This window comes from Brevundimonas aurifodinae, assembly GCF_040195595.1.
Lineage (GTDB): Bacteria > Pseudomonadota > Alphaproteobacteria > Caulobacterales > Caulobacteraceae > Brevundimonas > Brevundimonas aurifodinae.
In genome coordinates this window covers 54421-80764 of the sequence record NZ_JBEGDD010000007.1, presented here as the reverse complement: position 1 = coordinate 80764, position 26344 = coordinate 54421, and the positions used below count along the sequence as shown (strand labels likewise).

Sequence of the window (26344 nt, the reverse complement as noted above, 5' to 3'; positions counted from 1 at the left end):
CGACGCACGCACGTCACAGTCTCTTAACACTGCCATTGGCTCTCCGTTTTCCGCGTGAGTCAAGCTCGCCCCAACGGCGAGGTGTCAATTTCAATTTACGTCCAATCTATTTGACACTTGTGCGGTCGGGGACCTAGGCTTCGGTCATCGCCTCTATCTTGGGGCGACCCGGAGTCGGTCGATGTCCTCGAGCGCGATCCACCCTTCAGGCGGCCAGAACCGCCGTCCCGTCCCGGTTCGCAGCCCCGGACAGAGCGTCTTCGACCGTGGTTTCGGGGCCCTGCTGGACGCCGTCGCCCCCTGCCCCTGGACGGCCCACACCGGCGATCATCGCCTGACGCGCCGCAGCCTGCGCGCGGTGCGGCCGAGCCGTCCCCTGTATTCGGCCGAAGAGCGGCAACGTCGCGATTCCACCATATGGACGCTGGTCCAGGGCGTCCTGGCCCCGGTCCAGTTCATCGCCTTCGGCATCAGTTTGGTGCTGGTTCTGAACTATCTGTGGACAGGTGAGGGCGCGGCTGCCGCGACCCTGTCGGTCCTGATCAAGACCGCCCTGCTCTATACCATCATGGTCACCGGCGCGGTTTGGGAGAAGGTCGTGTTCGGCCGCTTCCTGTTCGCCCCGTCCTTCTTCTGGGAGGACGTCTTCTCCATGCTCGTTCTGGCCCTGCACACGGCCTATCTGGGCATGGTGCTGCTGAACATCGGCACGCCGCGCGAACAGCTGATCCTCGCGCTCGCCGCCTATGCGACCTACGTCGTCAACGCCGCCCAGTTCATCTGGAAGCTGCGCATGGCGCGCCTGCAAGCTCCGTCCAGACTTGAGACGGTCCAGGCATGAGCGAGGCCTTCGTTCTCGACGCGCCTTCTTCCGTCGGCGGATGTTCGACGGCTCCGGTTCTGCGCGAACGGGGACAACGCGAGGTTTTCTGTGGATTGACGGGCATCGTCTGGCTGCACCGCAAGATGCAGGACGCCTTCTTCCTGGTCGTCGGCTCGCGCACCTGCGCCCACCTGATCCAGTCGGCCGCCGGCGTCATGATCTTCGCCGAGCCGCGCTTCGCCACCGCCATCATGGAGGAGAAGGATCTCGCCGGCCTGACCGACACCAACGACGAGCTGGACCGGGTCGTTGATCGGCTGCTGGCGCGCCGTCCCGACATCAAGCTCCTGTTCCTCGTCGGCTCCTGCCCGTCGGAAGTCATCAAGCTGGACCTCAGCCGCGCCGCCGGTCGCCTGTCGGAAAAGCACAGCCCCAACGTCCGCGTGTTGAACTATTCCGGCAGCGGCATCGAGACGACCTTCACGCAAGGCGAGGACGCCTGCCTGGCGTCCCTGGTGCCCCAGATGGCCACGGCCCCGGCCGACGCCGCGCAGAGCCTTCTGATCGTCGGGGCCCTGCCCGATGTGGTCGAGGACCAGTTTCGCCGCCTGTTCGCCGCCATGGGGATCGAGCGCGTGGAGGCCCTGCCCGCCCGCAGGATCGCGGACCTGCCCAGCGTCGGTCCCAACACCCGCTTCCTCGTGGCCCAGCCCTTCCTCGGCGACACCGCCCGGGCCCTGGAGGATCGCGGCGCGGTCCGTCTGGACGCCCTGTTCCCGTTCGGAGCCGAGGGAACGACCGACTGGCTGCGCGCCGCCGCGGTCGCCTTTGGCGTGGACGAGATGCTGTTCCGGTCGGTCGTCGCGCCGGGCCGCGAACGCGCCGCCCGCGCGCTCGAAAAGGTCCGGCGCGCGCTGGAAGGCAAGTCGATCTTCTTCTTCCCGGATTCGCAGCTGGAAGTGCCGCTGGCGCGGTTCCTGTCGCGCGAGCTGGGCATGGTGCCGCTGGAAGTCGGCACGCCGTATCTGCATCGGACCCACCTGAACAAGGAACTGGCGCTGCTGCCGTCCTCGACAGTGCTGAGCGAAGGCCAGGACGTGGATCGTCAGCTGGACCGCTGCCGCGCCGCCCGGCCGGATCTGTCCGTGTGCGGACTGGGCCTCGCCAATCCGCTGGAGATGGAAGGCCTGACGACCAAATGGTCGATCGAGCTGGTGTTCTCGCCGGTCCACGGCTTCGACCAGGCCGCCGATCTGGCCGAGCTGTTCGCCCGCCCGATGAACCGTCAGGACCGCCTGTCGGACGCCATCGTGCCAATCCGCGCTTCTGGCCGCCGGAGGGCTGTCTGATGCAGCTGACCGTCTGGACCTATGAAGGCCCGCCCCACGTCGGCGCGATGCGGATCGCCACGGCGATGTCAGGTTTGCATTACGTCCTGCACGCGCCTCAGGGCGACACCTACGCCGACCTGCTGTTCACCATGATCGAGCGGCGCGGGGCCCGCCCGCCGGTCACCTACACCACCTTCCAGGCCCGCGATCTGGGCACCGACACGGCCGAGCTGTTCAAGACCGCCGTCATCGACGCCCACGCCCGCTTCCAGCCCCAGGCGATGATCGTCGGCGCGTCCTGCACCGCCGAACTGATCCAGGACGATCCCGCCGGCATGGCCCTGGCCATCGGCCTGCCGATCCCGGTCATCCCTCTGGAGCTGCCCAGCTATCAGAAGAAGGAAAACTGGGGCGCGGCCGAGACCTTCCGCCAGCTGGTCCGCCACCTGACGACCGCCGTCGAACGATCGCCGATGGCGGGCCGCAAACCGGTCTGTAACATCCTGGGGCCCACGGCGCTGGGCTTCCGCCATCGTGACGACGTGGTCGAGATCACCCGCCTGCTGGAGCGGATGGGCGTTCAGATCAACGTCACCGCGCCGCTGGGCGCCACCCCCGCCGACATCGCCCGCCTGGGGGCCGCCGACTTCAACGTCGTGCTCTATCCCGAGATCGCCGGAGAGGCCGCCAAACAGCTCGAGAAGCAGTGCGGCCAGCCCTCCATCAAGACCGTACCGCTGGGCTACGGCGCGACCATCGATTTCGTCAAGGAAGTCTGCGCCCTCACCGGCCTGGAGCCCGCGCCCGTGCTGGACGGCGTCCCCTCGCGGATGCCGTGGTGGTCGCGTTCGGTCGATTCGACCTATCTGACCGGCAAGCGCGTCTTCGTGTTCGGCGACGCCACCCACGTCATCGCCGCCGCCCGCGTGGCGTCCGAGGAGCTCGGCTTCGAGGTCGTCGGCATGGGCTGCTACAATCGCGAGTTCGCCCGCGAGGTCCGCGCCGCCGCCGCCGACCTGGGCCTGACCGCCCTGATCACCGACGACTACCTCGAGGTCGAGGACGCCATCGCCGCGCTGCAGCCCGAACTGGTGCTCGGCTCACAGATGGAGCGCCATATCGCCAAGCGGCTGCGCATCCCTTGCGCCGTCATCTCGGCCCCCTTCCACGTCCAGGACCACCCGGCCCGGTTCTCGCCCCAGATGGGGTTCGAGGGCGCCAACGTCCTGTTCGACACCTGGGTGCATCCGCTGGTCATGGGGCTGGAGGAGCACCTGCTGCACATGTTCCGCGACGACTTCGAGTTCAGTGACGAGGCGGGTGCGTCGCATCTGGGCGGTCACGGCGCGGGCGCGGCCAAGCCGGCGGTCGCGGCGGACGCCGTCGCCTCGACCGAAGTCGCCTCGGTCTCCTCGGAGATCGTCTGGGCCGCCGACGCCGAGGCGGAACTCAAGAAGATCCCGTTCTTCGTGCGGGGCAAGGCCAGGAAGAACACAGAACGCTTCGCCGCAGAGCACGGCCTGGCGACCATAGGGGTGGAGACGCTGTACGATGCGAAATCGCATTACAGCCGCTAGTCCGGACGCCCGGACAGGCGAAACACCCGAGGTGCGGGTCTGCATCGTCACGCTCGACAACCATCTGGCGGGCGCGGTGGCGGCGGCGGAGGCCGAGCTGCGCCGGACGGTTCCGGGCCTGACCATCACCCTGCACGCCGCGTCGATCTGGTGCAGCGACCCGGCCGCGCTGCAAGCCTGCGTCGCCGACATCGCCGAGGCCCACCTCGTCATCGCCTCGATGCTGTTCGTCGACGACCACGTCCAGATGGTCCTGCCGGCGCTGAAGGCCCGCAACGCGGCCTGCGACGCCATGGTCTGCATGATGTCGGCGGCCGAGGTCGTGAAGCTGACCCGCATGGGTCCCTACAAGATGGACGGCTCGACCAAGGGTCCGCTGGCCATGCTGAAGAAGCTGCGCGGAAATACCAAGGCGACCGGCGGCGTCCCGGGCGAAAAGCAGATGGCCATGCTGCGCCGCCTGCCCAAGATCCTGGCCTTCGTGCCCGGCACGGCCCAGGACGTGCGCGCCTATTTCCTGACCCTGCAGTACTGGTTCGCCGGCTCGACCGAGAACATGGTCTCCATGGTCCGCTATCTGGTCGACCGCTATGCCGACGGCGAGCGCCGGTCCCTGCGCGGCACGATGAAGGCGGCGGCACCGGTCGAATATCCCGAGATCGGCGTCTATCACCCCCGGATGACGGGTCGGATGGCCGAGACCGCGGCCGCCCTGCCCGCATGTTCTTCTCCGCTCATCCCCGCGAAAGCGGGGACCCAGTCCTCAAGTGAGGCTGGGAGTCAGGGATCAGCCGCCACGCGTCGTAGCGAAGGGTCATCGCCCACAGCACTGGGTCCCCGCTTTCGCGGGGATGAGCGGGGAATGGAGAGGCAACCGACGGTCGGCCTGGTGATCCTCCGCTCCTACGTCCTGGCCGGCGACGCCGCCCACTATGACGGCGTGATCGAGGCCTTCGAGGCCAAGGGCATCCGCGTCGTCCCCGCCTTCGCCAACGGGCTCGACGCCCGCCCGGCGATGGACGCGCTGTTTATGACGGACGGCCGCCCCACCGTGGACGCCATCGTCAACCTGACCGGCTTCTCGCTCGTCGGCGGGCCCGCCTACAACAACTCCGAGGCCGCCGCCGAGACCCTCGGCAAGTTCGACGTGCCCTACGTCTCCGCCCACCCGCTGGAGTTCCAGTCGTTCCAGCAATGGAGCGCGGGCGAGCAGGGCCTGCTGCCGCTCGAAGCCACGATGATGGTCTCCATCCCCGAGCTGGACGGCGGCATCGCCCCCATGATGTTCGGCGGACGCACCGACGGATCGGGCGAGGCCTGCACGGGCTGCCGCCGCCGCTGCACCTTCCCCGGCGCCGACGCCAAGTCGATGGTCGCCTGCCCCGAGCGCGCCGCCACCCTGGCCCAGCGCGTCGACAAGATGATCGCCCTGCGCCGATCGGATCGTGCCGAGCGGAAGATCGCGGCGGTCCTGTTCAACTTCCCGCCCAACGCCGGGGCCGCCGGAACGGCCGCCCAGATGTCAGTGTGGGCCAGCCTGCACAAGACCCTGACCCGCCTGGCCGCCGAGGGCTACACCGTCGAGGTCCCGGCCTCGGTCGAGGCCCTGCGCGAAGCCATGCTGGAGGGCAACGCCGCCCGCCTCGGCACCGACGGCAACGTCCACGTCCGCATCCCCGCCGAGGACCACGTCCGCCGCGAGACCTGGCTGAGGGACATCGAGGCCGTCTGGGGCCCGGCCCCCGGCAAGTCCCTGACCAACGGCTCTGACCTGTTCGTGCTCGGTGCCCGCTTCGGCAACGTCTTCGTCGGCCTGCAGCCGCCCTTCGGCATCGAGGGCGATCCGATGCGGCTGATGTTCGAGGGCGGCTTCGCCCCCACCCACGCCTTCTCCGCCTTCTACCGCTGGATCCGCGAGGACTTCGGCGCCCATGCCGTCCTGCATTTCGGCACCCACGGCGCGCTGGAGTTCATGCCCGGCAAGCAGACCGGCCTGTCGGAAGCCTGCTGGCCCGACCGCCTGATCGGCGACCTGCCGAATCTGTATCTCTACGCCGCCAACAACCCCTCCGAGGGCATGATCGCCAAGCGGCGCTCGAACGCGACCCTGATCAGCTACATCACCCCGCCGATCAACGACGCTGGCCTGTACAAGGGCCTGCTGGACCTCAAGGCCCTGGTCGATCGCTGGCGCGGGTCGGACCTGGACGCCGTGGCAGAGCGCGCCCAGCTCGCTCCGATGATCTTCGAGGCGGCCGAAACTCTGAACCTCGATCTGGTCGACGGCACCGAGGACGCCCGCGTCAACGCCCTGATCGCCACGCTCCAGGAGCTGGAGCAGACCCTGATCCCCAACGGCCTGCACGTCCTCGGCGAGGCCTTCACCGCCGACGAGCGCACCGACCTGCTGCTGGCCGTCGCCGAGGCGCGCGAGGGACCCAAGCCCGGCCGCGACGCCGTCCAGGCCCTAGTCGACGGCGCCGACGCCCGCACCGCCCTGGGCATCAGCGGCCTGGCGTCCGACACCGCGGGCATCGAGCTGTTCCGCCACCTGCACGCCACCAACGTCTCGCTCTCGACCAACCCCGAGATGGAGGCCCTGATCGCGGCACTGGACGGGGGCTACGTCATGCCGTCGCCGGGCGGCGACCTGCTGCGCACGCCCGAGATGCTGCCGACGGGCCGCAACATCCACGGCTTCGACCCCTTCCGTATTCCCAGCGCCTATGCCGTCGCCGACGGCCGCCGCCAGGCCGACCGCCTGCTGGCCAAGCACAGGCTGGAGACCGGTGCCCTGCCGGAATCCATGGCCATCGTGCTGTGGGGCACCGACAATCTGAAGTCCGAGGGCGGACCGATCGCCCAGGCCATGGCCCTGATGGGTGCCCGCCCCCGCTTCGACGGCTACGGCCGCCTGTGCGGCGCCGAACTGGTGTCGCTGGAGGAACTGGGTCGCCCGCGCGTCGACGTGATCGCCACCGTCTCGGGCATCTTCCGCGATCTGCTGCCGCTGCAGATGAAGATGCTGGCCGACGCCGCCTGGCTGGCCGCCACCGCAGACGAACCGATCGAGCAGAACTTCGTGCGCAAACGCGCCCTCGAGCATCAGGCCAAGCTGGGCTGCGATTTCGAGACGGCGTCTCTGCGGGTCTTCTCCAACGCCGAGGGGGCCTACGGCGCCTCGGTCAACTCGCTGATCGATTCGGGTGCCTGGACCGAAGAGGGGGAGCTCGCCGACGCCTTCGAGAGCCGCAAGGGCTTCGCCTATGGCAGGAACGGCAAGCCGATGAAGCAGCCGGCCCTGCTGAACAGTGCGCTCGCCGGCATCGACCTCGCCTACCAGAACCTCGACTCGGTCGATCTGGGCGTCACCACCATCGACCACTATGTCGACACCCTGGGCGGCGTGGCCAAGTCGGCCGAACGCGCGCGCGGCAAGGCCTCGCCCGTCTACATCGGCGACCAGACTCAAGGGGAAGGCAAGGTCCGGACCCTGGCCGAACAGGTCACCCTGGAAAGCCGCACCCGCGTCCTGAACCCGCGCTGGTTCGAGGGTCAGCTGAAGCACGGCTCCGAAGGCGTCCGCGCCATCGAGGCGCAGGTGACCAACACCCTGGGCTGGTCCGCCACGACCGGCGACGTCCAGCCCTGGGTCTATCAGGAAATCTCGGAGACCTTCGTCCTGGACGCCGCCATGCGCGACCGGCTGGCGACCCTGAACCCCAAGGCCTCCGCCCGCATGGCCAACCGCCTGCTCGAAGCGTCCGACCGCGCCTACTGGGCCCCGGACGCCGCCACGCTTCAGGCGCTGCGCGACGCCGCCGACGAACTCGAAGACCGCCTCGAAGGGCTCACGCCCGCCGCGGCGGCTTAAGGACGACACCGATGACCATGACCCTCGACATGCCCCAGACCCTCAAGCGTCGTCCCCCGGACGGCGCCGGATCGGTCCAGGTGGAGATGGACGCCACGCTGAACATCGGCACGGCCAAGGTCTTCGCCGTCTACGGCAAGGGTGGCATCGGCAAATCGACGACCAGCTCCAACCTGTCCGCCGCCTTCAGCCTGCTGGGCAAGCGGGTGCTGCAGATCGGTTGCGATCCCAAGCACGACAGCACCTTCACCCTGACCAAGCGCCTGGTCCCCACCGTCATCGACGTCCTGGAGACGGTGAACTTCCACTCCGAGGAACTGCGGCCCGAGGACTATGTCTATGAGGGCTTCAACGGGGTGCGCTGCGTCGAGGCGGGCGGACCGCCAGCCGGCACCGGCTGCGGCGGCTATGTCGTCGGCCAGACGGTCAAGCTCCTGAAGGAACACCATCTGCTGGAAGACACCGACGTGGTGATCTTCGACGTGCTGGGCGACGTGGTCTGCGGCGGGTTCGCGGCGCCCCTCCAGCACGCCGAGCGCGCCCTGGTCGTCACCGCCAACGACTTCGACAGCATCTTCGCGATGAACCGCATCGTCGCGGCCATCAAGGCCAAGTCCAAGAACTATCAGGTCCGTCTGGGCGGCATCATCGCCAACCGCAGCTCGGGCACCGACGAGATCGACCGCTTCAACGCCGCGATCGGCCTGAAGCGCATCGCGCACTTCCGCGACCTGGACGAGATCCGCCGCAGCCGCCTGAAGAAGTCGGTCGTGTTCGAGATGGACGGCTCCGACGAGCTGGAGGCCGCCAAGGCCGAATACATGCGTCTGGCCCAGTCGCTGTGGGACGGCATGGAGGCCATCGAGGCCGAGCCGATGCGCGACCGCGACATCTTCGAGTTCCTGGGGTTCGATCAGTGAGCGCCACCCTCGACACGCGCACGACGGCGACCTGGGACCAGTATCGCGGCCGGCTGGAAACCTATTTCGACCGCACGGCCCTGGACGCGTGGGCGCAGCTGACGAGTGACGCGCCGGTCTCCAAGATCCGCGCCACGGTCCGTGCCGGGCGCGACGAGATGCGCGGCGTCCTGCTGAACTGGATGCCCGCCGACCTGACCGGCCTGCGCATCCTCGACGCCGGCTGCGGCACCGGGGCCCTGGCCGTCGAGGCCGCCCGGCGCGGGGCCGAGGTGGTGGCCATCGATGTGTCGGCCAGCCTCGTCGACATCGCCCAGGAACGTGCGCCGACGGACCTCAAGGGCTCCATCGACTGGCGCGCGGGCGACATGATGAGCCCCGACCTCGGCGACTTCGATCACATCGTGGCGATGGACAGCCTGATCCACTATCCGACCGACGACATCGTCGCGGTCCTGGCGGCCCTGTCGCAGCGGACGCGCGGGTCCATCGTCTTCACCGTCACGCCGCGAACGCCCGCCCTGATGCTGATGCTGACGATGGGCAAGCTGTTCCCGCGCGCCGACCGCGCGCCCGCCATAGTGCCGGCCAAGCTGGATGCGCTCGCCGCCCGGCTGTCGGCCCTGCCCGGCGTTTCGGTCGGCCGCAGCCGCCGGGTCCAGGGCGGCTTCTATACGTCTCAAGCGCTGGAGCTCGTCCGGTGCTGAACGCGCTGCTTCTGCAAAGGGCGGCCGAACGGGCCGCGATCAAGGCGGACCCCGACTACAACCGGGCCCAGTGGGCGCGGCTGATCTCGGCCTGCCTGCCCTTTGCCGATGCGGCGACCACCGAACTTCCGCTGGGCCGTCTGCTGCGGCTGTCGCTGTTCCAGATCTCGGTCGGCATGACGACCGTGCTCCTGACCGGCACCCTCAACCGTGTCCTGATCGTCGAGCTCAATGTCCCGGCTGTCCTGGTCGCCGCCATGGTCGCCATCCCCTTCCTGTTCGCCCCGCTGAGGGCCTTGATCGGACACCGGTCCGACACCCACCGCTCGCATCTCGGCTGGCGCCGGGGGCCCTACATCTGGTTCGGGTCGCTGCTGCAATTTGGGGGCCTCGCCATCATGCCTTTCGCCCTGCTCATCTCCGGCGGCCACGGCACGGGGGCGGAGTGGATCGGCCATCTGGCGGCCGTCGTCGCCTTCCTGCTGGTCGGCGCGGGCATTCACACCACCCAGACGGCCGGTCTGGCGCTCGCCAACGACCTGGCCCCCGAGCACGCCCGGCCCCGGGTCGTGGCGCTGCTCTACGTCATGCTGCTGGTCGGCATGCTGATCTCGGGCATCCTGATGGGGCTGATCCTGGCCGACTTCCAGGAAGTGAAACTTGTCGGCGTGGTCCAGGGCGCGGCCGTCCTCGCCATCGTCCTCAACATGACCGCCCTGTGGAAGCAGGAGGCCCAGGACCTGGCCCTGACCGCCAAGGACAAGCCGCGCATCGCCTTCGAGACCGCCTGGGCCGAGTTCTCCGCCGGGGGCCGCGCCAGCCGCCTGCTGGTCGCCACGGGCCTGGGGGCGGCCGCCTTCTCGATGCAGGACGTCCTGCTGGAACCCTATGGCGGCCAGATCCTGGGCCTGTCCGTCGGCCAGACGACCGGCCTGACCGCCTTGTGGGCCGCGGGCACCCTGGCTGGCCTCGCCCTCGCCGCGCGTCAGCTCAACCGGGGCGCGGAGCCGCACCGCATGGCGGGCTTCGGCCTGACCTGGGGCATCCTGGCCTTCGTCGCCGTGATCTGCGGCGGGGCCTTCTCGCTGGCGCCCGTCTTCTGCGCCGGCGTGGTCCTGATCGGCCTGGGCGGCGGCATGTTCTCGGTCGGCACCTTGACCAGCGCCATGGCCCTGGCCCGCGACGGCAAGTCGGGCATCGCGCTCGGTGCCTGGGGCGCGGTTCAGGCCACGGCTGTCGGCCTCGCCATCTTCGCGGGCGGGGGCCTGCGCGATCTGGTCACCCACCTGGCCGAGGCCGGGATGCTGGGGACCGCCATGACCACACCGGCGACCGGCTACATCGTCGTCTACCACCTGGAGATCGGCCTCCTGTTCGCCGCTTTGGTCGCCATCGGGCCCCTCGCCCGCTACGCGCCCGCCGCCTTGTCCACGCCTTCCACCCAACGGTTCGGCCTCGCCGATCTGCCCGCCTGATCCTGGTTCGCAAAGGAGCCTGACATGGAAAACAGTCCGTACCTCTTCGGTGATTTCGACGTCGCCGAACTGTGCCTCATCACCTTCTTCCTCTTCTTCGCGGGACTGGTGATCTATCTGCGCCGCGAGGATCGCCGGGAGGGTTATCCGCTGGAGGACGACGTCTCCGGCCGGCACGAACCGCTGGGCGGCCTTCTGTTCACGGCCAAGCCCAAGACCTTCCTGCTGCCGCACGGCCACGGCACGCGCACCCTGCCGCGCGCCGACAACCGCGACACCCGCCAGATCGCCGCGCGCCGCAGCGCCCCGACCGACGGCTCGCCGCTGGAGCCCACGGGCAATCCGCTGCTGGACGGCGTCGGACCCGGCGGATACGCCGAGCGCCCGAACTACGCCGACCTGACGCTGGAGGGCCTGCCGCGCATCGTGCCGCTGCGGGTCGCCCCTGACTTCCACGTCGCGCCGGAAGACACCGATCCGCGCGGCCTGGCGGTCCTGGGCTGTGACGGGCTGAAGGGCGGAACGGTCTCCGACGTCTGGGTCGACCGCTCCGAACAGCTGATCCGCTACCTCGAGGTCGCCGTCGGCGCCCGCAAGGTTCTGCTCCCCATGACGATGTGCATCGTCGACGGCGGGGCCCGGGCCGTGAAGGTCCGCGCCATCACCTCGGCCCAGTTCGCTGACGTCCCCGGCACGGCCAGCCCCGACCAGGTCACCCTGCTCGAGGAAGAGAAGATCGTCGGCTACTACGGCGGCGGTCACCTCTATGCGACGCGCGACCGCCAGGAGCCCTGGCTGTGAGCCGCCCGTCCGGAATCTCGGCCGCCGTCGGCCAGGAGCACGAGGGCGAGCCCGTGCGCGGCCTGCCCGGCCACCTGCCCGAGGGCGAGCACATCCTGTGGCAGGGGGCTCCCGACTGGAAGGTCCTGGCCCGGACTTCCATGCGGGCCGACTGGGTGGCGCTCTATTTCGGGGCGCTCGCGGCCTGGAACCTGGGCAACGGCCTGGCCCAGGATCAGGGCCTAGCCTCGGCCCTGACCTCGGCGGCCTGGACGCTGGCGGCCGGGTCCATCGCGGTGGGCCTTCTGGTCGGCTATGCCGTCCTGGTCGCCCGGACCACGGTCTATACGATGACCAACAAGCGGTTCGTGCTGCGCCACGGCGTGGCCCTGTCGAAATGCTTCAACATCCCCTATCGCAGCGTCGCGACGGCGGGGCTGAAGCTGGACGGCAAGGGTTTCGGCGACATCCCCATGGGTCTCGCCGACGGCGCGCGCATCGCCTACCCGCACCTGTGGCCGCACGTCCGGCCCCTGACCATCATGAACCCCCAGCCGATGATGCGGGCCCTGCCCGACGCCGCGTCGGTGGCCGAACGCTTCAGCCTGCAACTGCAGCTGGCCGCCTCCGCCGCCGACAAGCCCTTCGTCGCCGAACCCGTTCGTGCCGGCGTCCGTCCGGAGCGTCAGGCCCCGTCCAGCGGCCAGCCGGCCGCCGCCTGATCCGACCGAGAGAAGAGGAACCCCGCCGTGTCCAACCTCGATGAACACCCCTTCCCCAAGGCCCCGTTGATCGCCGCCATCTTCGTGGTCGGCCTGACGGTGGTCGGGGTCGGGGCGACCCGGATGGGCTTCATCAGCCCGGGCGCGGTGGAGGCTCCGGCCGTCACCCCGGTCGCGACGGCGGACATGCGGTTCGCCGATATGGACGACGGCGGCGTGCGGGTCTCCATCGTGGATGACGGCGAGCGGATCATCCCGCCCGCCACCGGCGGCTTCGTGCGGGGTGTCCTGCGCGGCCTCGTGCGCGACCGCCGGGCCCAGGGCCTGGGGGCCGAACAGCCGTTCCGCGTGACCGAATGGTCCGACGGCAAGGTCACCATCGAGGACACGGCGACCGGCCGCGTCGTCAAGCTGGACGCCTTTGGCCCCACCAACCGCCAGGCCTTCGTCGACCTGATGAAAACCCCTTCGGAGACCGTGGCATGAGCCGACAATTCCAGACCGGCTGCACGATCGAGGTCGAGCATTCCGACGAGAGCCTGCACGCCCACGTCGCCCTGGACGGCGAGCCCGCCATGCGCCCTGGCGATGCGATCCAGGTCCATGGCGATCCCATCCACGTCGCCTTCGGCGAGCGCCGCACCTTCCGCCGCACGGCGACCGTGACCCGCGCCAGCTGGATCGAACGCACCTGGACGCGGCTCACCGCCGGCCTCGAGTTCGGCGAGCTCTACGACGTCAGCTTCACGCCCCGGAGGACCCTGTGACCGCCCTTCCGCTCGACGACTATCAGGAGACCCCGCAGCTGGTGGCGCTGCGCCGCGACGCCGCGCGCCAGTCCGTCCGCTCCGTCGAATCGACCAAGATGGCGACCGAGGACACGGTGCTGTCCCCCCGGTTCTACACCACCGACTTCGCCGCCATGGACCGCATCGACGTGTCCCCGGTGCGGGCCCAATGGGACGCCCTGATGGCCGAGTTCGCGGCCGACACCAACAAGGACCACTTCAAGCGCGACGCCGCCTTCGAAGGCGTGATCGAGAGCCTGCCTGAGGACCTGAGGAAGGAGTTCATCGACTTCCTGGTGTCGTCCCTGACGTCGGAATTCTCGGGCTGCGTCCTGTACGCCGAGATCGCCAAGCGGGTTCAGAACCCCGACATCCGCGCCCTGTTCAAATACATGAGCCGCGACGAGGCCCGCCACGCCGGCTTCATCAACGACACGCTGAAGGACGCCAACATCGGCGTGGACCTGGGCTTCCTGACCAAGGTCAAGAAATACACCCACTTCAAGCCCAAGTTCATCTTCTACGCCGTCTATCTGTCGGAGAAGATCGGCTACGCCCGCTACATCGCCATCCATCGGCACCTGCAGCAGAACCCCGAAAAGCGGTTCCACCCGATCTTCAAATGGTTCGAGCGGTGGTGCAACGACGAGTTCAAGCACGGCGAGGCCTTCGCCCTGATCATGCGGAATGACCCCAAACTGCTGACCGGCGGCAACGTCTGGTGGATCCGCTTCTTCCTGCTCAGCGTCTACGCGACCATGTATGTCCGCGACCACATGCGGCCGGCCTTCCACAAGGCGCTGGGCGTCGACATCACGGACTACGACTACGAGGTCTTCCGCATCACGTCGGAAATCTCCAAACAGGTCTATCCGGTCACCCTGCGCTCCGACGCGCCCAAGTTCCGCGAAGGCATGGAGACGCTGCGCCGGACCTCGGACGCCATCGGCGCGGCCAAGGCCAGGGGCGGCGTCATGGGGGCGATCGCCCGCGTGGGTTTGACGCTGAAGGCGGGGGCGACCTTCCTGAGCCTGTACCTGCTGCCGGTCGACAAGCACCCCCTGCCCGCCGACGTGCGGATGGAGCCGCGCTGGTAGTCATGGTCGTCGCCCAGCCCCTGATCGTCGCGGCCGTGCTGTGGTGGATCTCCACCGGCGCGATCCTGTGGCTGGTGCGCCGCGACGCCGCCGGCTTCGGGGTGTCGCTGGCGCTGGGCGGGATCGTGGCGGCGGCGGCGGTAGCGGGTCTGTGGCAGTCGGCCGACGATGCCTCGGCCAACGGGGCCTATGTCGCCTTCGGCTGCGCCCTGGCCGTCTGGGGCTGGCACGAGATGGGCTTTCTGATGGGCAAGCTGACGGGCCCCCGTCGCACTCCCTGCCCGGATGACGCCACCGGCTGGCGTCGCTTCGCGGTGTCGGCGCAGACGGTGATCCACCACGAGATCGCCCTGGCCCTGACCGCCGTCTTGTTCGTCGCCCTGACCTGGGGCCAGCCCAACCAGACCGGCACCCTGACCTTCCTGTTGCTGTTCGGCATGCGGCTCTCGACCAAGCTGAACATCTTCCTGGGCGTGCCCAATCCCCCTGCGGACCTGTTGCCGCGCGGCCTGTCCTATCTGGGCAGCTATTTCCGCCGCGCCCGGTTCAACGCCCTGTTTCCCGTCTCGCTCGCCGCCTCGATCGTCGTGACGATCCTGCTGGCCGAGGCGGCCCTGACCAGCACGGGCGGCGAGCGGACCGGCTATATACTTATGCTGTCGCTCGCGGCCCTCGGCCTGCTGGAGCATGGCTTCCTCATGCTGCCGAAGTCGCACAGCCGCGCGCCCGAAAGCGCCCTGTGGGCCTGGGCGCTCGGGCCAGACACCATCTCGGATGTCCGCTCATCCCTGCGAAAGCAGGGACCCAGTGCTTTGGGCGATGACAAGCTGAACGCGAGTCTCAACGACCGATCGACCCGCCCTGTCTCACAAAAGGACTGGGTCCCCGCTTTCGCCGGGATGAGCGGAGATTGGGAGACGGCGGAATCGGGCTCGGGCCGGACGCCAACAAACCACGTCGTTCTCAATGAGGCCGACCGATGACAAGAACCATGACCGGGGGGAAATCCGCCATGAACTACGAGACCTTCTTCAAGGCGGAACTGGACAGTCTGCGCGACGCCGGCAACTACCGCGTCTTCGCCGACATCGAGAGGAAGCGCGGCAGCTTTCCCAAGGCCACCAAGCACGGCGACGGACCCGACGAGGTCACCGTCTGGTGCTCCAACGACTATCTCGGCATGGGCCAGTCCGCCCACGTCCTGAAGGCGATGCACGAGGCGCTGGACAGCTGCGGCGCGGGTGCCGGCGGCACGCGCAACATCTCGGGCACCAACCACCATCACGTCCTGCTGGAACGCGAGCTTGCCGACCTGCACGGCAAGGAAGCCGCCCTGCTGTTCACCTCGGGCTACGTCTCCAACTGGGCGGCGCTGGGCACCCTGGCGGCGCGGCTGCCGAACTGCGTGGTCCTGTCCGACGCCTGCAACCACGCCTCCATGATCGAGGGCATCCGCCACAGCCGCGCTGAACGCCAGATCTTCCGCCACAACGACCCGGAACACCTGGACCGCCTGCTTTCGGCCATCGACCCCGACCGGCCCAAGCTGGTGGCGTTCGAGAGCGTCTATTCCATGGACGGCGACATCGGCCCGATCCGCGAGATCATCGAGGTCTCCGAAAAGCACGGGGCCATGACCTATCTGGACGAGGTCCACGGCGTGGGCCTGTACGGGCCGCGCGGCGGCGGCGTGGCCGAACGCGAAGGCCTGATGGACCGGATCACGGTCATCGAGGGGACGCTCGGCAAGGCGTTCGGCGTCATGGGCGGATACATCGCCGCCTCCTCGGCCCTGTGCGATTTCGTCCGCAGCTTCGCCTCCGGCTTCATCTTTACCACGGCGCTTCCCCCCGCCGTCGCCGCCGGTGCCTGCGCCAGCGTGAAGCACCTCAAGGCCTCGGAGATGGAGCGCGCCCGGCACCAGGACCGCGTGGCGCGCGTGCGCCAGCGTCTGGACCTCGCGGGCATCCCGCACATGCCGAACGACAGCCACATCATCCCGGTGATGGTCGGCGACCCGCACAAGTGCAAGATGATCTCCGACTGGCTGATGGAGAACCACGGCATCTATGTGCAGCCGATCAACTATCCGACCGTGCCGCTGGGCACCGAGCGGCTGCGGATCACGCCCTCGCCGGTCCATTCGGACGAGGACATCGATCGCCTGATCGACGCCCTGTCGGAGATCTGGAGCCACTGCGCCCTGGCCCGGACCGCCGTCGCGGCCTGACGCCACGTTCCTCTTCTAGCTCACTTCAACTCCGCTCATCCCCGCGAAAGCGGGGACCCAGTTCTCAAATGAGGCACATCAGCGGGATGAGGGTCAGCGTCGGCACGCTGCCAGTCATCGCCCAAAGCACTGGGTCCCCGCTTTCGCGGGGATGAGCGGATAAGAAAGGGTGCCGCTGCTTGCCGGGCGAGCCGACGCTCCTTACCGTCCCGGCGATGCGTATCGCCACCTGGAACGTGAACTCGGTCAACGCCCGCCTGCCCACCGTGCTGGCGTGGCTGGAGGCGGCCGCGCCCGACGTCGTCTGCTTCCAGGAGATCAAGACCGTCGACGAGAAGTTCCCGCGCGAGCCGTTCGAGAGCCTGGGGTACAACGTCGAGGTCCACGGCCAGAAATCCTACAACGGCGTCGCCCTGCTCTCGAAGTTCCCGGTCTCGGAGGTGCGGCGAGGGCTGCCGGGCGAGGATCTGCTGACCGAAGGGGCGGAGGACCAGGCCCGCTATATCGAGGCCCTGATCGAGGCGCCTCGACCGGTGCGCGTCGGCGGCCTCTATCTGCCCAACGGCAATCCGATCGGCACCGAGAAGTTCGATTTCAAGCTGCGCTGGATGGCGCGGCTGAACGCCCATGCCCGGTCCCTGCTGGCCCAGGAGGAAGCCTTCACCCTGTGCGGGGACTACAACGTCATCCCCACGCCGGACGATGCGAAGAACCCGAGCGCCTGGGTCACCGACGCCCTGTTCCAGCCCGAGAGCCGCGCCGCCTTTCGCGCCCTGAGGGGCCTGGGGCTCTATGAGGCGGGCGAACTGGGCAACCAGCCCCCCGGCACCTACACCTTCTGGGACTATCAGGCCGGTGCCTGGCAGAGGGACCACGGCATCCGCATCGACTTCCACCTGCTGTCGCCCCAGGCCGCCGACCGCTTCGTCGGCGTCGAGACCCACCGCGACGCGCGCGACATGGACAAGCCGTCGGACCACGTCCCCGTCGTGGTCGAGCTGGCCGACTGATGGACGAGGCCCGGAATGGATGAGGCCCTGCGCGTCATCCTGCTGGTCGCTCTGGCGGCGGCCGCCCTGACGACCGCCGCCCTGACGCTGAACTGGTGGATGGAGCCGCAGCGCCGCCTGCGTCGCGCCCTGCTGAAATCCCTGGGCCGCCCGCCGGAGGTCGAGGCCATGGCTCCGGCGGAGGGCAAGGCGGCAGGGCTCGATTTCGACAGCGGACAGGTCGCCGTCCTGTGGGACCGGGGCGCGCACGGCCTGGTCTATGGCTTCGACGAGGTCGAGGGCGGCGAGATCATCGTCGACGGCCATGTGGTCGCCCGCATCCGTCGCGGCGAGCCCCGGAAAGCCCTGGACGTCATGGCCCCGGACGCCGAGCTGGTGACGCTGCGGCTGCTGTTCGCCGACGCGCGCTGGCCGGAGTTCGAACTGGCGCTGTGGAACGCGCTCGCCCCCGCCCACACCAGCACCCCGCCCGAGGCCCTGCGCCTGGGCCGCCGCTGGCTCAGCCACCTGGAGGCGCTGCTGAAGTAGGTCCGTCTCTTTCCCTCCCCCTCGGGGGAGGATGGTCGGAGCGAAGCGCAGACCGGGTGGGGGCGGCCCGGCGAGCCAGACACTGACATCGCCTGTGCATCGCCCTGCCGCCCCCACCCGGCCGCTTCTCGGCCTGCCCTCCCCCGAGGGGGAGGGAGAGGGTTGGCGCATGGGGCCTGACGGACTAAACGTCCGCCACCCCTCCCCGCGACTGCCCCAAGGAGCCCCCGTGGCCCGCCTGTTCGACGCCTATATCATCGCCGACTGGACCGCCGCCGAGGGCAAGAAGCTGGGCGAGAACTCGGTCTGGATCGGCGTGGCCAAGCGCGACGTGCGCTTCCGCCTCTATACCGAGACCCACAATGTCGCGACGCGCACCGAGGGTGAGGCCATGATCCGCACCCTGCTGGCCGACCATGCCAAGCGGGGCGACCGGGTGCTCTTGGGATTCGATTTCTCGTTCGGCTATCCGGTCGGGACGGCCGCGCGGCTGGGCCTGACCGAGACGCCGGCCTGGTCGGCCGTGTGGAAGTTCGTGGCCTCCAACGTCGTCGACAAACCCGACAACACCAACAACCGCTATCAGGTCGCGGCCAAGATGAACCGGCTGATGACCGACGAGGCGTATCCGCTCTGGGGCGCTCCGGCCAAACAGGCCCAGCGCTGGTTGACCACCACCAAGCCGCCTCAAGGGACCGGCGACATCCCCGAATACCGCGCGACCGAGAACGCGGTGCGCAAGGGCAAGCTGCAGCCCAAGTCGAACTGGCAAATGCACGGCGCGGGCGCGGTCGGGGGCCAGACCCTGGTCGGCATTCCGATGGTGCGTCGCCTGCTGGAGCACCTGGGGCCGTCGGCGGCCGTCTGGCCCTTCGGCACCGGATGGCGGGCGCTGGACACGGCCGACGTGGAGCCCCTTTCGGTGCTGGTCGCCGAGGTCTGGCCCTCGATGTGGCCGACCACCGCCGCCGAGGGCGAGTTCAAGGATCAGGCCCAGGTCCGCACGACCGCCGAAGCCTTCGCCCTGATGGACGAGAAGGGGGACCTGTCGAAGGCCTTCGCCCCGCCAAAGGGCACGGATGAGGCTCTGATCGCGCAGGTCGAGGGTGAAGAAGGCTGGATCCTGGGCGTCGGAGCCTGACACTTTCCGACGCGTCGTCGCGGCCGCTGGACCTGCGGCCACGCTTGACTATGGTTCGCTGAAACGGCGCACCGCGCGTCCGTGGAGGGGCCCATGCTGAAATCCATCCTGGCCGTCGCGGCCGTGTCGCTCGCCCTGACGGCCGCGGCCGTCGAAGCCGAAGCCTCGCCGGTGGCCACGCCACAGCAGGGCTATTCGGTCGTGCCGGTGGCGCCGAGCGAACGCTCGGGCCGGTCGCGCCAGATCCGCTGCAGCGTCGGCCAGATGCGCGAGACCAACTGCACCTTCACGCCCCTGTTCGGCGACGGCAGCTTCCAGCTGGACGGGCCCGACATCGCCTACCGTCTGATCATCTCCGACGGCGAAGGCTATCTGTTCGAAGTGTTCAGCCGTGACGAGCGCGTCGCCGTCGGCGGCACCTATCGCCGCGACAACCGCGACCGGGCCTGCTGGGTCGCGGTGGAGCGGACGCCGGCGCCGTCCCGCATCTGCGCGCGCTGAGCCTCTAGCCGATCAGGGCGCGGGCGGCACCCCGCGCCTCGTCGGTGACGACGGCGCCGGACAGCATCCGGGCGATCTCCTCGCGGCGCTCGGCGTCGGACAGGGCGTCGACGGTCGTGGTCGTCTGGCCGTCGGCGTCGGCCTTTCGCACCTTCCAGTGGGCCTGGCCGCGTGCGGCGACCTGGGGACTGTGGGTCACGACCAGGACCTGGCCGCCGGTCGATAACCGCTTCAGCCTCTGACCCACGGCCTCAGCCACGGCACCGCCGACGCCCTGATCGACCTCGTCGAAGATCATGACGGGCTGACGCTGGTCCTCCCGGCCGGCCAGCGCCGCCTTCATGGCCAGGGCGAAGCGCGCCAGCTCGCCGCCCGAGGCGATGGCGTCCAGCGGACCGAACGCCGGATGGCCACTTGGCCCGGCATTGGTGGCGATCTCGAAGCGCGCCGTCTCGACGCCGAGCGGACCCCGCCGCCCCTCGGCCACCGGCTCCAGCGCCACGCGAAACCGCGCCCGCTCCAGCTTCAGCGGCCCCAGTTCGCCGGCCACCGCCTCCGACAGTCGCTCGGCCGCCGCCTCGCGCGCGGAGCTCAGCAAGGAGGCGGCCACGTCATAGGCCTCGCGCGCCGCCGCCGCCTCGCGCGCCGCGACCGTCATCGCCTCCGCCCCATCCTCGATCAGCCGCAGCTGTTCGCGCAGGGAGACGCGCAGCGCCGGCAGGGCGTGCACCGTGGTGTTCAGCTTGCGCGCGGTGGCGCGGAGCGCGAACAGCCGCTCCTCGGCCTTGTCCAGCCGCCCGGGCTCGAAGTCGAAGGCGGCGGCGGCGGCGTCGACCTCGGCGATGGCCTCGGCGGCCTCGACCATCGTGCGGTCGATGGCCTCCGCAGCACTGGTCAGGCGGACCAGCACCGGATGGTCGTCGCCGACGCCCGCCTGGGTCGCCCTCTGGCGGGCATGTTCGACGGCCCTCAGCGCCGCCGACAGCTTCTGGCTCAGCTTGTCGCCACCCAGGTTGGCGCGGGCATCGGCCAGATCCGCCACGGCCTTCTCGGCCGCGCCCAGCACCGCGCGTTCGCCGGCCAGTTCGGTCTCCTCGTCCTCGCGCGGATCGAGGGCGTCCAGTTCGGCCAGGTTCAGCGAAATTTCTTCGGCCCGCGCCGCTGCGTCGGCCGCCTGGGCGCGCAGGGCCTCCAGCCGGGCCTCGGCCGCCTTCACGCGTTCGGCCGCCGCGGCCACGCTCGACAGCTGGGGTGTCAGACCGCCATAGGCGTCCAGCAGCCCGCGGTGCGTCTTCCAGTCCAGCAGGCCCACCGTCTCGTGCTGGCCATGCACCTCGACCAGACGCGATCCGATCTCGCGCAGCGCCGCCACGCCCGCGGGCTGATCGTTGACCCAGGCGCGACTGCGTCCGTCGGCCGAGACCACGCGGCGCAGGATCAGGTCCTCGCCCGGCGTGACCTCGAAACCCTTGTCCTGGATCAGGGCGATCAGCTCGGCGTCATCCGGCGCGGTGAAGACGGCGGTGGCCACGGCCTGCCGGGCCCCGGCCCGCACCAGTCCGGCCTCCCCCCGCCCGCCGAGCGCGAGCCCCAGGGCGTCCAGGATGATCGATTTGCCCGCGCCGGTCTCGCCGGTCAGCACGGTCAGCCCCGCCTCGACCTCCAGGTCGAGGACATCGACCAGCACCACGTCGCGGATCAACAGTCGGGTCAGCATGAGAGCGCCAGAAGGACGTGGGTGCGATTCGGCATCCCGTGCAGTCTAGCCGAGAACAGGCGGAGAACGATCAGTCCGTGAATCCCGCGCCCTTGCGAAGCGCCGCGTTCATCCGCGACTGCCACCCGGAGCCGCCCGCCTTGTAGAAGTCGATGATCTCGGCATCAAGGCGCAGCGTCAGTTGGACTTTAGGCGAGGGCTTACGGGGGCGACCGGGAGAGCGCGCGAATTGAGCGAGGACGTATTCCGGGAACACCTCCGACGCGGGACGCAAGTTCGCAGCGCGCTCGGCGGTCAACTCCGGTGCCTGGTCCAGATCCAGATCGAACTCAGCTGGAGCTTCGGACACGCCTGATGCCTTCGACATAACGCACCTCCCGGTGATTGGCCTTCCTCAAACTGATCGCCCGAGTGATGTCATCGCGTCGCGTAAAGACCAGCACATGCAGGCGACCATCGAGGTCTCCGTAAGCGAGCCAGCGTGACTCCCGATAGCCGAAACGTTCATCGGCTTCGATGAGCGCTTCTTCGAAAACAACATCTCCGGCTCGCCGCAACGACACGCCGTGCTTGGCGATGTTGGCAGCGTCCTTGTCCGGGTCGAACCCGATCATTTATGTAGCTACAAAAACGACCAGACGCAAGGCAGGCTCGCGCCGTGAGATCAGCCCGGAATGATCCGCTGCAACCAGCTCTCGCGGCGACCCGTCGGCTCGGTGTCGGGGCGCTGGCCATCCTCGGTCAGCAAGGCATAGGCCTCGGCGTACCAGGGGCTGCCCGGATAGTTGAAGCCCAGCACGGCGCCGTTGCGGGTCGCCTCGTCCTTCAGGCCCAGCGCCAGATAGACCTCGACCAGTCGATACAGCGCCTCGGGCGTGTGCGAGGTGCGTTGGAAGGCCTCGTTCTCGACCACGGCCTGATAGCGGCCGATGGCGGCCAGCGGCTGCCGGGCGCGCTGATAGTAGCGGCCGATGGCCATTTCCTTGCCGGCCAGCTGGTCGTTGACCAGGTCGATCTTGACCACCGCGTCGGTGGCATAGGGCGTTCCGGGATAGCGGCGCGCGACGTCGCGCAGCCCGGCCAGGGCCAGTTCCGCCCGCCCCTGGTCGCGACCCACGTCGACGATCTGCTCGAAGTGACAGGTGGCGCGCATATAGAAGGCGTAGGCGGCCGAGGGGCTGCCGGGGAACAGCTGGATGAACCGGTCCGCTGCCGCGATCGACTCTTCGTAGCTGCCGTTTCGATAGTAGGCGTAGATCTGCATCAGGATCGCGCGACGCGACCACTCCGAATAGGGATGCTGGCGCTCGACTTCCTGGAAATAGTCGACGGCGTCGGCCCAGCGGTTGCGCTGCAGCCGCTCGTAGCCGGTGTTGTAGAGCAGCTCGACCGGCCGCTCCTCATAGGCCAGGCGAGGACGCTGGCTCCCGCCGTTGCACGCCGCCACCGTCAGGGCGGCGACGACCGAGAGGGCCAGAACGGACGAGGACCGCAGGGAGATCGGCAAGTCGAAACCTCATGACGCGCAACCGGACCCGCCTGACGGCGGCAGCCGGATTTTCAGACCGCGTTCTCTAGCACCGGCATTCGCGCCGCGCCATGCGCCGCACGAGGCGAACACGGCTTGCGACGAACCCCCCGGCTGGTAAAGAGCGCGCCAGACAGACCGTCGTCATTGGCGGAGTGATGACGGCGAAAGGATGACCGGATGAAGCTGCTCTCTGGCAACTCGAACCGGACGCTGTCCAAGGCCATCGCCGATCACCTCGACATGCCCCTGACGAAAGCCCAGGTGAAGAGGTTCGCCGACAACGAGGTTTTCGCCGTCATCGAGGAGAACGTCCGGGGCGAGGACGTCTTCGTCATCCAGTCGACCTCCTATCCGGCCAACGACAACCTGATGGAGCTGCTGATCTGCATCGACGCCCTGGTGCGGGCGTCGGCGAAACGGATCACGGCGGTCATGCCCTATTTCGGCTATGCCCGTCAGGACCGGAAGACGGGCGGGCGCACCCCGATCTCGGCCAAGCTGGTGGCCAATATGATCACCCGCGCCGGGGCCGACCGGGTGCTGACCATGGACCTGCACGCCGGCCAGATTCAGGGCTTCTTCGACATCCCGACCGACAATCTGGTGGCGACGCCGGTCCTGGCCCAGGACATCAAGGATCACTATCAGCGCGGCAATCTGATGATCGTCTCGCCCGACGTGGGCGGGGTGGTGCGGGCCCGGTCCCTGGCCGAGCGGCTGAACGTCGACCTGGCCATCGTCGACAAGCGTCGACCCAAGGCCGGCGAGAGCGAGGTCATGAACATCATCGGCGACGTCCAGGGACGCGAATGCATCCTGTTCGACGACATCGTCGATTCGGGCGGCACCCTGGTGAACGCCGCCAAGGCCCTGATGGAGGCCGGCGCGACCCAGGTCTCGGCCTATATCAGCCACGGGGTCCTGTCCGGCCCGGCGGTCCAGCGCGTCACCGACGGCCCGCTGAAGGAACTGGTCATCACCGATTCGATCGAACAGCCGATGGAAGTCGCCAACTGCGCCAAGATCCGCACGGTCCCGGTCGCTCCGCTGATCGGAGAGGCCATCCGTCGCATCGCCAACGAGGAGTCGGTGTCGAAACTGTTCGACTGATTGGCCGTTGGATTTGGACTTCGCCTCAAAACCGCCGATTGTGGCGCGTCTGGTCGTCACGAGGTCCAGGGGAGTTCCTGACATGCGTTTCGCCTTCGCGCGGCTTTCCGCGTCCGTTCTTGCCCTGACACTGGTCGCGAGTTGCGCCTCCGGCCCGACGGAGGAGGAGCGCGCCGAACAGGCCCGGGTCGCCGCCGAACAGGCCCGTCTGGCCGCCATCCCGAACGTCTCGCTGAACAGCAATGTGATCCAGGAAGCGGCCGTCTACCTGGCGTTCACGCGCGACATGGGCACGCTGCGGGGCGGCTTCGCCGACGCCGCCTCGATCCAGGAGGCGCTGCGGCGCGGTGCGGCCTATGACGCGCGGCAGGTGTCGCGGGGGCTGGTCGCCTATGCCTCCATCCTGGCCATGCAGTCGCCCGAGTTCGTGGCGGGGGTGCGCGCCAACGCGACCGACCGCGAAAGCCGCAACGCCCTGGTCGCACGCATCGTCGCCGACCCGGCCTCAGCGGGACGCCTGCCCGGGGCCGACGTGGCCGCCGGTCTGATCATCGGGACCCTGGAAAACGACATCCGCCTGCTCCGCGAAGCCGCCGATTCGGTCGAGAACGACGCCTATGCCATCCAGGCGGACGGTCGTCGCGACTGGGCCCGGGTCGCCGTGCCCGAGCGCGAAGCCCGTCTGAACACGGTGCGGGGTCTCAGCCGGCCATCGCTCGCGCCCGCCGAGGAGGCCGCGCGCCTGTCGGCGGCGGTCCAGTCGGGTTCGGGCCTGAACGTCGCGGCGGCCCGCCCCCGGACGCCGCCCTATCCGCAGTCGGTCGAGAACGCCCTGGCCCTGGCCGCCCTGGCTCTGCTGGACGGCGCCGGCGAGAACGCCCGGTCCAACACCGACGCCCTGATGTACGACCGCGCAAGTCTGGACTGTTTCGAAAGCTCCAAGCTGAACCTGTTCCAGTGCCTGGCCGCCTCGCGCCCCAGCTACGAGGACATGTTCTGTCTCGGCCGGCACGTCGTGCGCGATCTGGGCCAGTGCGCGCGCGGCGCCGCCCTGCCGACCGGTCAGATCACCGTCGGCGCCCCGACCCAGAGCCGGGCCGACACCACCCCGCGCATCACGCCCCGGACGCTGGACGCCGAAAGCCCGGTGGTCGCTCGCGAGCCGGAGGCGACGCCCTCGTCCGCCGCTCCGGCGATCGTCACGCCCCAGACCGCTGTGCCCACCCCGACGCAGCGCCTGAACGCCCAGACCCAGGCGCCGCAAAGTTGAACTCGCCTGTCGCGATTAACGGACGGCAAACCATAGCGACGGCCTTATAACCCCTTCAGTAGCCCGGCGACGCAGAGCGCCGGGGTGTTCTCGTGGGGAAATCGTCCATGCGTCTGGCTTATCCGCGCGGCCTCGTGCTCGCCGCCATCGCCGCCGCCGCCGTGCTGTCGGCCTGTTCCAAGCCAGAACCCGTCGTGGTCGTCGAGGCCCCGCCGCCCCCACCCCCACCCGTCACCCTGAACCAGGGCGTCGCGGACGCGGCCTCCATCTACGTCAGCTTCATCCGCGACGTCGGAACGATCCCGGCGGGCGGCTTCCAGGACGCCGAGTCCATCCAGGCCGCCATGCGCCGGGGGGCCGCCTACGATCCCGCGACCCTGTCGCGCGGCATGATCGCCTATGGCTCGATCCTGGCGCTGCAGTCGCCCGAGTTCGTCCAGGGCGTCCGCACCTATGCCGTCGACCCGACCGTTCGCGCCGAGATGATCGCCAACATCTCGCGCGACCCGGCCTATGCCGCCGGACTGCCCGGAGCCGCCGCCGCCGCAGGGCTGATCGCCGCGACCCTGGGCCAGGACATCGTCACCCTGACCGCCATCGCCGAGGGCGTGGAGGGCGACGCCTACACGATCCAGGAGCGCCGCGATCCGCGTCGCCGCTGGGCCACCCAGCCGATCGCCAGCCGCGAAGTCCGGCTGGAGTCGGTCAAGACCATCTCCGCCGGCCAGATGCTGCCGTCCGCCGAGGATTCCGCCCGCCTGTTCGCCGCCGCCAACGCCGGGGCCGGCCTGTCGCTGACGGGTGGGGCGGTCGAGGCGCCGTTCACCCCGGCCGTGGTTCACTCCCTGGCCATCGCCGCCCTGGCCGCCCTGGGCGCGGCGGGCGATGAGGCGCGGTCGAACACCGAGGCCCTGTCGATCGAGGCGAACGCCCAGTTCTGCCTGGACATGTCCAAGCTGAACCTGTTCCAGTGCCTGGCCGCCTCGCGTCCCAGCTATGAGGACATGTTCTGCATCGGTCGCCACATCGTGCGCGACCTGGCCACCTGCACCACCGAGGCGGTCGTCCGTCGCGCCCCGACCCTGGAGCCGGGAACGGTCGTGGCCGAGGTCACGCCGGTCGCGGCCGAGGCCACCACGGCGGCGCTGCAGGCCACGGAACCTCAACCCAACTGAGGCAGGGTTGCCCGGTTGCGTCCACCGACGCTTGCGT

Annotated in this window: 25 protein-coding genes; 21 read left to right on the top strand and 4 right to left on the bottom strand. The window is 69.1% G+C overall.

Translation table 11 applies throughout. From position 1 onward, the window contains the following. The first annotated feature begins 181 nt into the window (after positions 1 to 181). The 18 genes from bchF (at position 182) to ABN401_RS09725 (ending at position 19504) form a co-directional block, all read left to right on the top strand. On the top strand, positions 182 to 841 hold the full coding sequence (gene bchF, locus ABN401_RS09810; protein ID WP_349684659.1) for a 2-vinyl bacteriochlorophyllide hydratase: 660 nt from the start codon (positions 182 to 184) through the stop codon (positions 839 to 841). Beyond that, the gene (locus tag ABN401_RS09805; protein ID WP_349684658.1) at positions 838 to 2172 is read left to right on the top strand and encodes a ferredoxin:protochlorophyllide reductase (ATP-dependent) subunit N; all 1335 of its coding nucleotides are present in this window, start codon (positions 838 to 840) and stop codon (positions 2170 to 2172) included. The genes bchF and ABN401_RS09805 overlap by 4 nt, the downstream gene beginning before the upstream one ends. Beyond that, positions 2172 to 3731 (top strand): ferredoxin:protochlorophyllide reductase (ATP-dependent) subunit B, encoded by a 1560-nt coding sequence (bchB, locus tag ABN401_RS09800; RefSeq protein ID WP_349684657.1) that lies wholly within the window; start codon positions 2172 to 2174, stop codon positions 3729 to 3731. The genes ABN401_RS09805 and bchB overlap by 1 nt, the downstream gene beginning before the upstream one ends. Continuing rightward, positions 3706 to 7605 carry a magnesium chelatase subunit H gene (locus ABN401_RS09795; RefSeq protein WP_349684656.1) on the top strand — a complete coding sequence of 1300 codons (3900 nt, stop codon included), beginning with the start codon at positions 3706 to 3708 and terminating at the stop codon, positions 7603 to 7605. The genes bchB and ABN401_RS09795 overlap by 26 nt, the downstream gene beginning before the upstream one ends. A gap of 11 nt (positions 7606 to 7616) precedes the next feature. Continuing rightward, entirely contained in the window at positions 7617 to 8525 is a 909-nt protein-coding gene (gene bchL, locus ABN401_RS09790) for a ferredoxin:protochlorophyllide reductase (ATP-dependent) iron-sulfur ATP-binding protein (RefSeq protein WP_432763547.1), read from the top strand. Then, on the top strand, positions 8522 to 9232 hold the full coding sequence (bchM, locus tag ABN401_RS09785) for a magnesium protoporphyrin IX methyltransferase (RefSeq protein ID WP_349684655.1): 711 nt from the start codon (positions 8522 to 8524) through the stop codon (positions 9230 to 9232). The genes bchL and bchM overlap by 4 nt, the downstream gene beginning before the upstream one ends. After that, on the top strand, positions 9226 to 10707 hold the full coding sequence (locus ABN401_RS09780; protein ID WP_349684654.1) for a BCD family MFS transporter: 1482 nt from the start codon (positions 9226 to 9228) through the stop codon (positions 10705 to 10707). The genes bchM and ABN401_RS09780 overlap by 7 nt, the downstream gene beginning before the upstream one ends. 24 nt (positions 10708 to 10731) lie before the next feature. After that, on the top strand, positions 10732 to 11508 hold the full coding sequence (gene puhA, locus ABN401_RS09775) for a photosynthetic reaction center subunit H (protein WP_349684653.1): 777 nt from the start codon (positions 10732 to 10734) through the stop codon (positions 11506 to 11508). After that, positions 11505 to 12209, top strand: coding sequence for a photosynthetic complex putative assembly protein PuhB (gene puhB, locus ABN401_RS09770; RefSeq protein WP_349684652.1), 705 nt, complete (start codon positions 11505 to 11507; stop codon positions 12207 to 12209). Before puhA ends, puhB begins: the two co-directional genes overlap by 4 nt. Before the next feature lie 27 nt (positions 12210 to 12236). Beyond that, the gene (puhC, locus tag ABN401_RS09765) at positions 12237 to 12695 is read left to right on the top strand and encodes a photosynthetic complex assembly protein PuhC (protein ID WP_349684651.1); all 459 of its coding nucleotides are present in this window, start codon (positions 12237 to 12239) and stop codon (positions 12693 to 12695) included. Further along, the gene (locus ABN401_RS09760) at positions 12692 to 12976 is read left to right on the top strand and encodes a hypothetical protein (protein WP_349684650.1); all 285 of its coding nucleotides are present in this window, start codon (positions 12692 to 12694) and stop codon (positions 12974 to 12976) included. Before puhC ends, ABN401_RS09760 begins: the two co-directional genes overlap by 4 nt. Next, positions 12973 to 14094: a magnesium-protoporphyrin IX monomethyl ester (oxidative) cyclase gene (gene acsF, locus ABN401_RS09755; RefSeq protein WP_349684649.1), complete on the top strand. Its 1122-nt coding sequence runs from the start codon at positions 12973 to 12975 to the stop codon at positions 14092 to 14094. Before ABN401_RS09760 ends, acsF begins: the two co-directional genes overlap by 4 nt. Positions 14095 to 14096: 2 nt before the next feature. Further along, positions 14097 to 15077 (top strand): putative photosynthetic complex assembly protein PuhE, encoded by a 981-nt coding sequence (puhE, locus tag ABN401_RS09750; RefSeq protein ID WP_349684648.1) that lies wholly within the window; start codon positions 14097 to 14099, stop codon positions 15075 to 15077. A gap of 29 nt (positions 15078 to 15106) precedes the next feature. Beyond that, entirely contained in the window at positions 15107 to 16324 is a 1218-nt protein-coding gene (gene hemA, locus ABN401_RS09745; protein ID WP_349684749.1) for a 5-aminolevulinate synthase, read from the top strand. A gap of 215 nt (positions 16325 to 16539) precedes the next feature. Next, complete coding sequence (gene xth, locus ABN401_RS09740; protein WP_349684647.1) at positions 16540 to 17334, top strand: exodeoxyribonuclease III; 795 nt, start codon at positions 16540 to 16542, stop codon at positions 17332 to 17334. Between the two features lie 15 nt (positions 17335 to 17349). Beyond that, a complete protein-coding gene (locus tag ABN401_RS09735) occupies positions 17350 to 17862 on the top strand; it encodes a hypothetical protein (RefSeq protein WP_349684646.1) in 513 nt (170 codons plus the stop codon). A gap of 229 nt (positions 17863 to 18091) precedes the next feature. Next, entirely contained in the window at positions 18092 to 19003 is a 912-nt protein-coding gene (locus tag ABN401_RS09730) for a cobalamin biosynthesis protein CbiG (protein WP_349684645.1), read from the top strand. A gap of 93 nt (positions 19004 to 19096) precedes the next feature. Next, positions 19097 to 19504: a hypothetical protein gene (locus ABN401_RS09725; RefSeq protein ID WP_349684644.1), complete on the top strand. Its 408-nt coding sequence runs from the start codon at positions 19097 to 19099 to the stop codon at positions 19502 to 19504. A 4-nt stretch (positions 19505 to 19508) separates the two neighbouring features. On the opposite strand, the gene recN is transcribed toward ABN401_RS09725, so the two are convergent. From recN to ABN401_RS09705, 4 genes are all read right to left on the bottom strand, one after another. Beyond that, entirely contained in the window at positions 19509 to 21221 is a 1713-nt protein-coding gene (gene recN, locus ABN401_RS09720) for a DNA repair protein RecN (RefSeq protein ID WP_349684643.1), read from the bottom strand. Between the two features lie 70 nt (positions 21222 to 21291). Next, a complete protein-coding gene (locus ABN401_RS09715; RefSeq protein WP_349684642.1) occupies positions 21292 to 21570 on the bottom strand; it encodes a BrnA antitoxin family protein in 279 nt (92 codons plus the stop codon). Further along, positions 21551 to 21835: a BrnT family toxin gene (locus tag ABN401_RS09710; RefSeq protein ID WP_349684641.1), complete on the bottom strand. Its 285-nt coding sequence runs from the start codon at positions 21833 to 21835 to the stop codon at positions 21551 to 21553. Before ABN401_RS09710 ends, ABN401_RS09715 begins: the two co-directional genes overlap by 20 nt. Positions 21836 to 21885: 50 nt before the next feature. Continuing rightward, positions 21886 to 22728: an outer membrane protein assembly factor BamD gene (locus tag ABN401_RS09705; protein WP_349684640.1), complete on the bottom strand. Its 843-nt coding sequence runs from the start codon at positions 22726 to 22728 to the stop codon at positions 21886 to 21888. A 201-nt stretch (positions 22729 to 22929) separates the two neighbouring features. Here ABN401_RS09705 and ABN401_RS09700 point away from each other — a divergent pair, with 201 nt between their 5' ends. The 3 genes from ABN401_RS09700 (at position 22930) to ABN401_RS09690 (ending at position 26307) form a co-directional block, all read left to right on the top strand. Next, entirely contained in the window at positions 22930 to 23862 is a 933-nt protein-coding gene (locus tag ABN401_RS09700) for a ribose-phosphate pyrophosphokinase (RefSeq protein WP_349684639.1), read from the top strand. An 82-nt stretch (positions 23863 to 23944) separates the two neighbouring features. Continuing rightward, a complete protein-coding gene (locus ABN401_RS09695) occupies positions 23945 to 25132 on the top strand; it encodes a hypothetical protein (RefSeq protein ID WP_349684638.1) in 1188 nt (395 codons plus the stop codon). Between the two features lie 107 nt (positions 25133 to 25239). Beyond that, on the top strand, positions 25240 to 26307 hold the full coding sequence (locus tag ABN401_RS09690; protein ID WP_349684637.1) for a hypothetical protein: 1068 nt from the start codon (positions 25240 to 25242) through the stop codon (positions 26305 to 26307). Positions 26308 to 26344 lie beyond the last annotated feature (37 nt).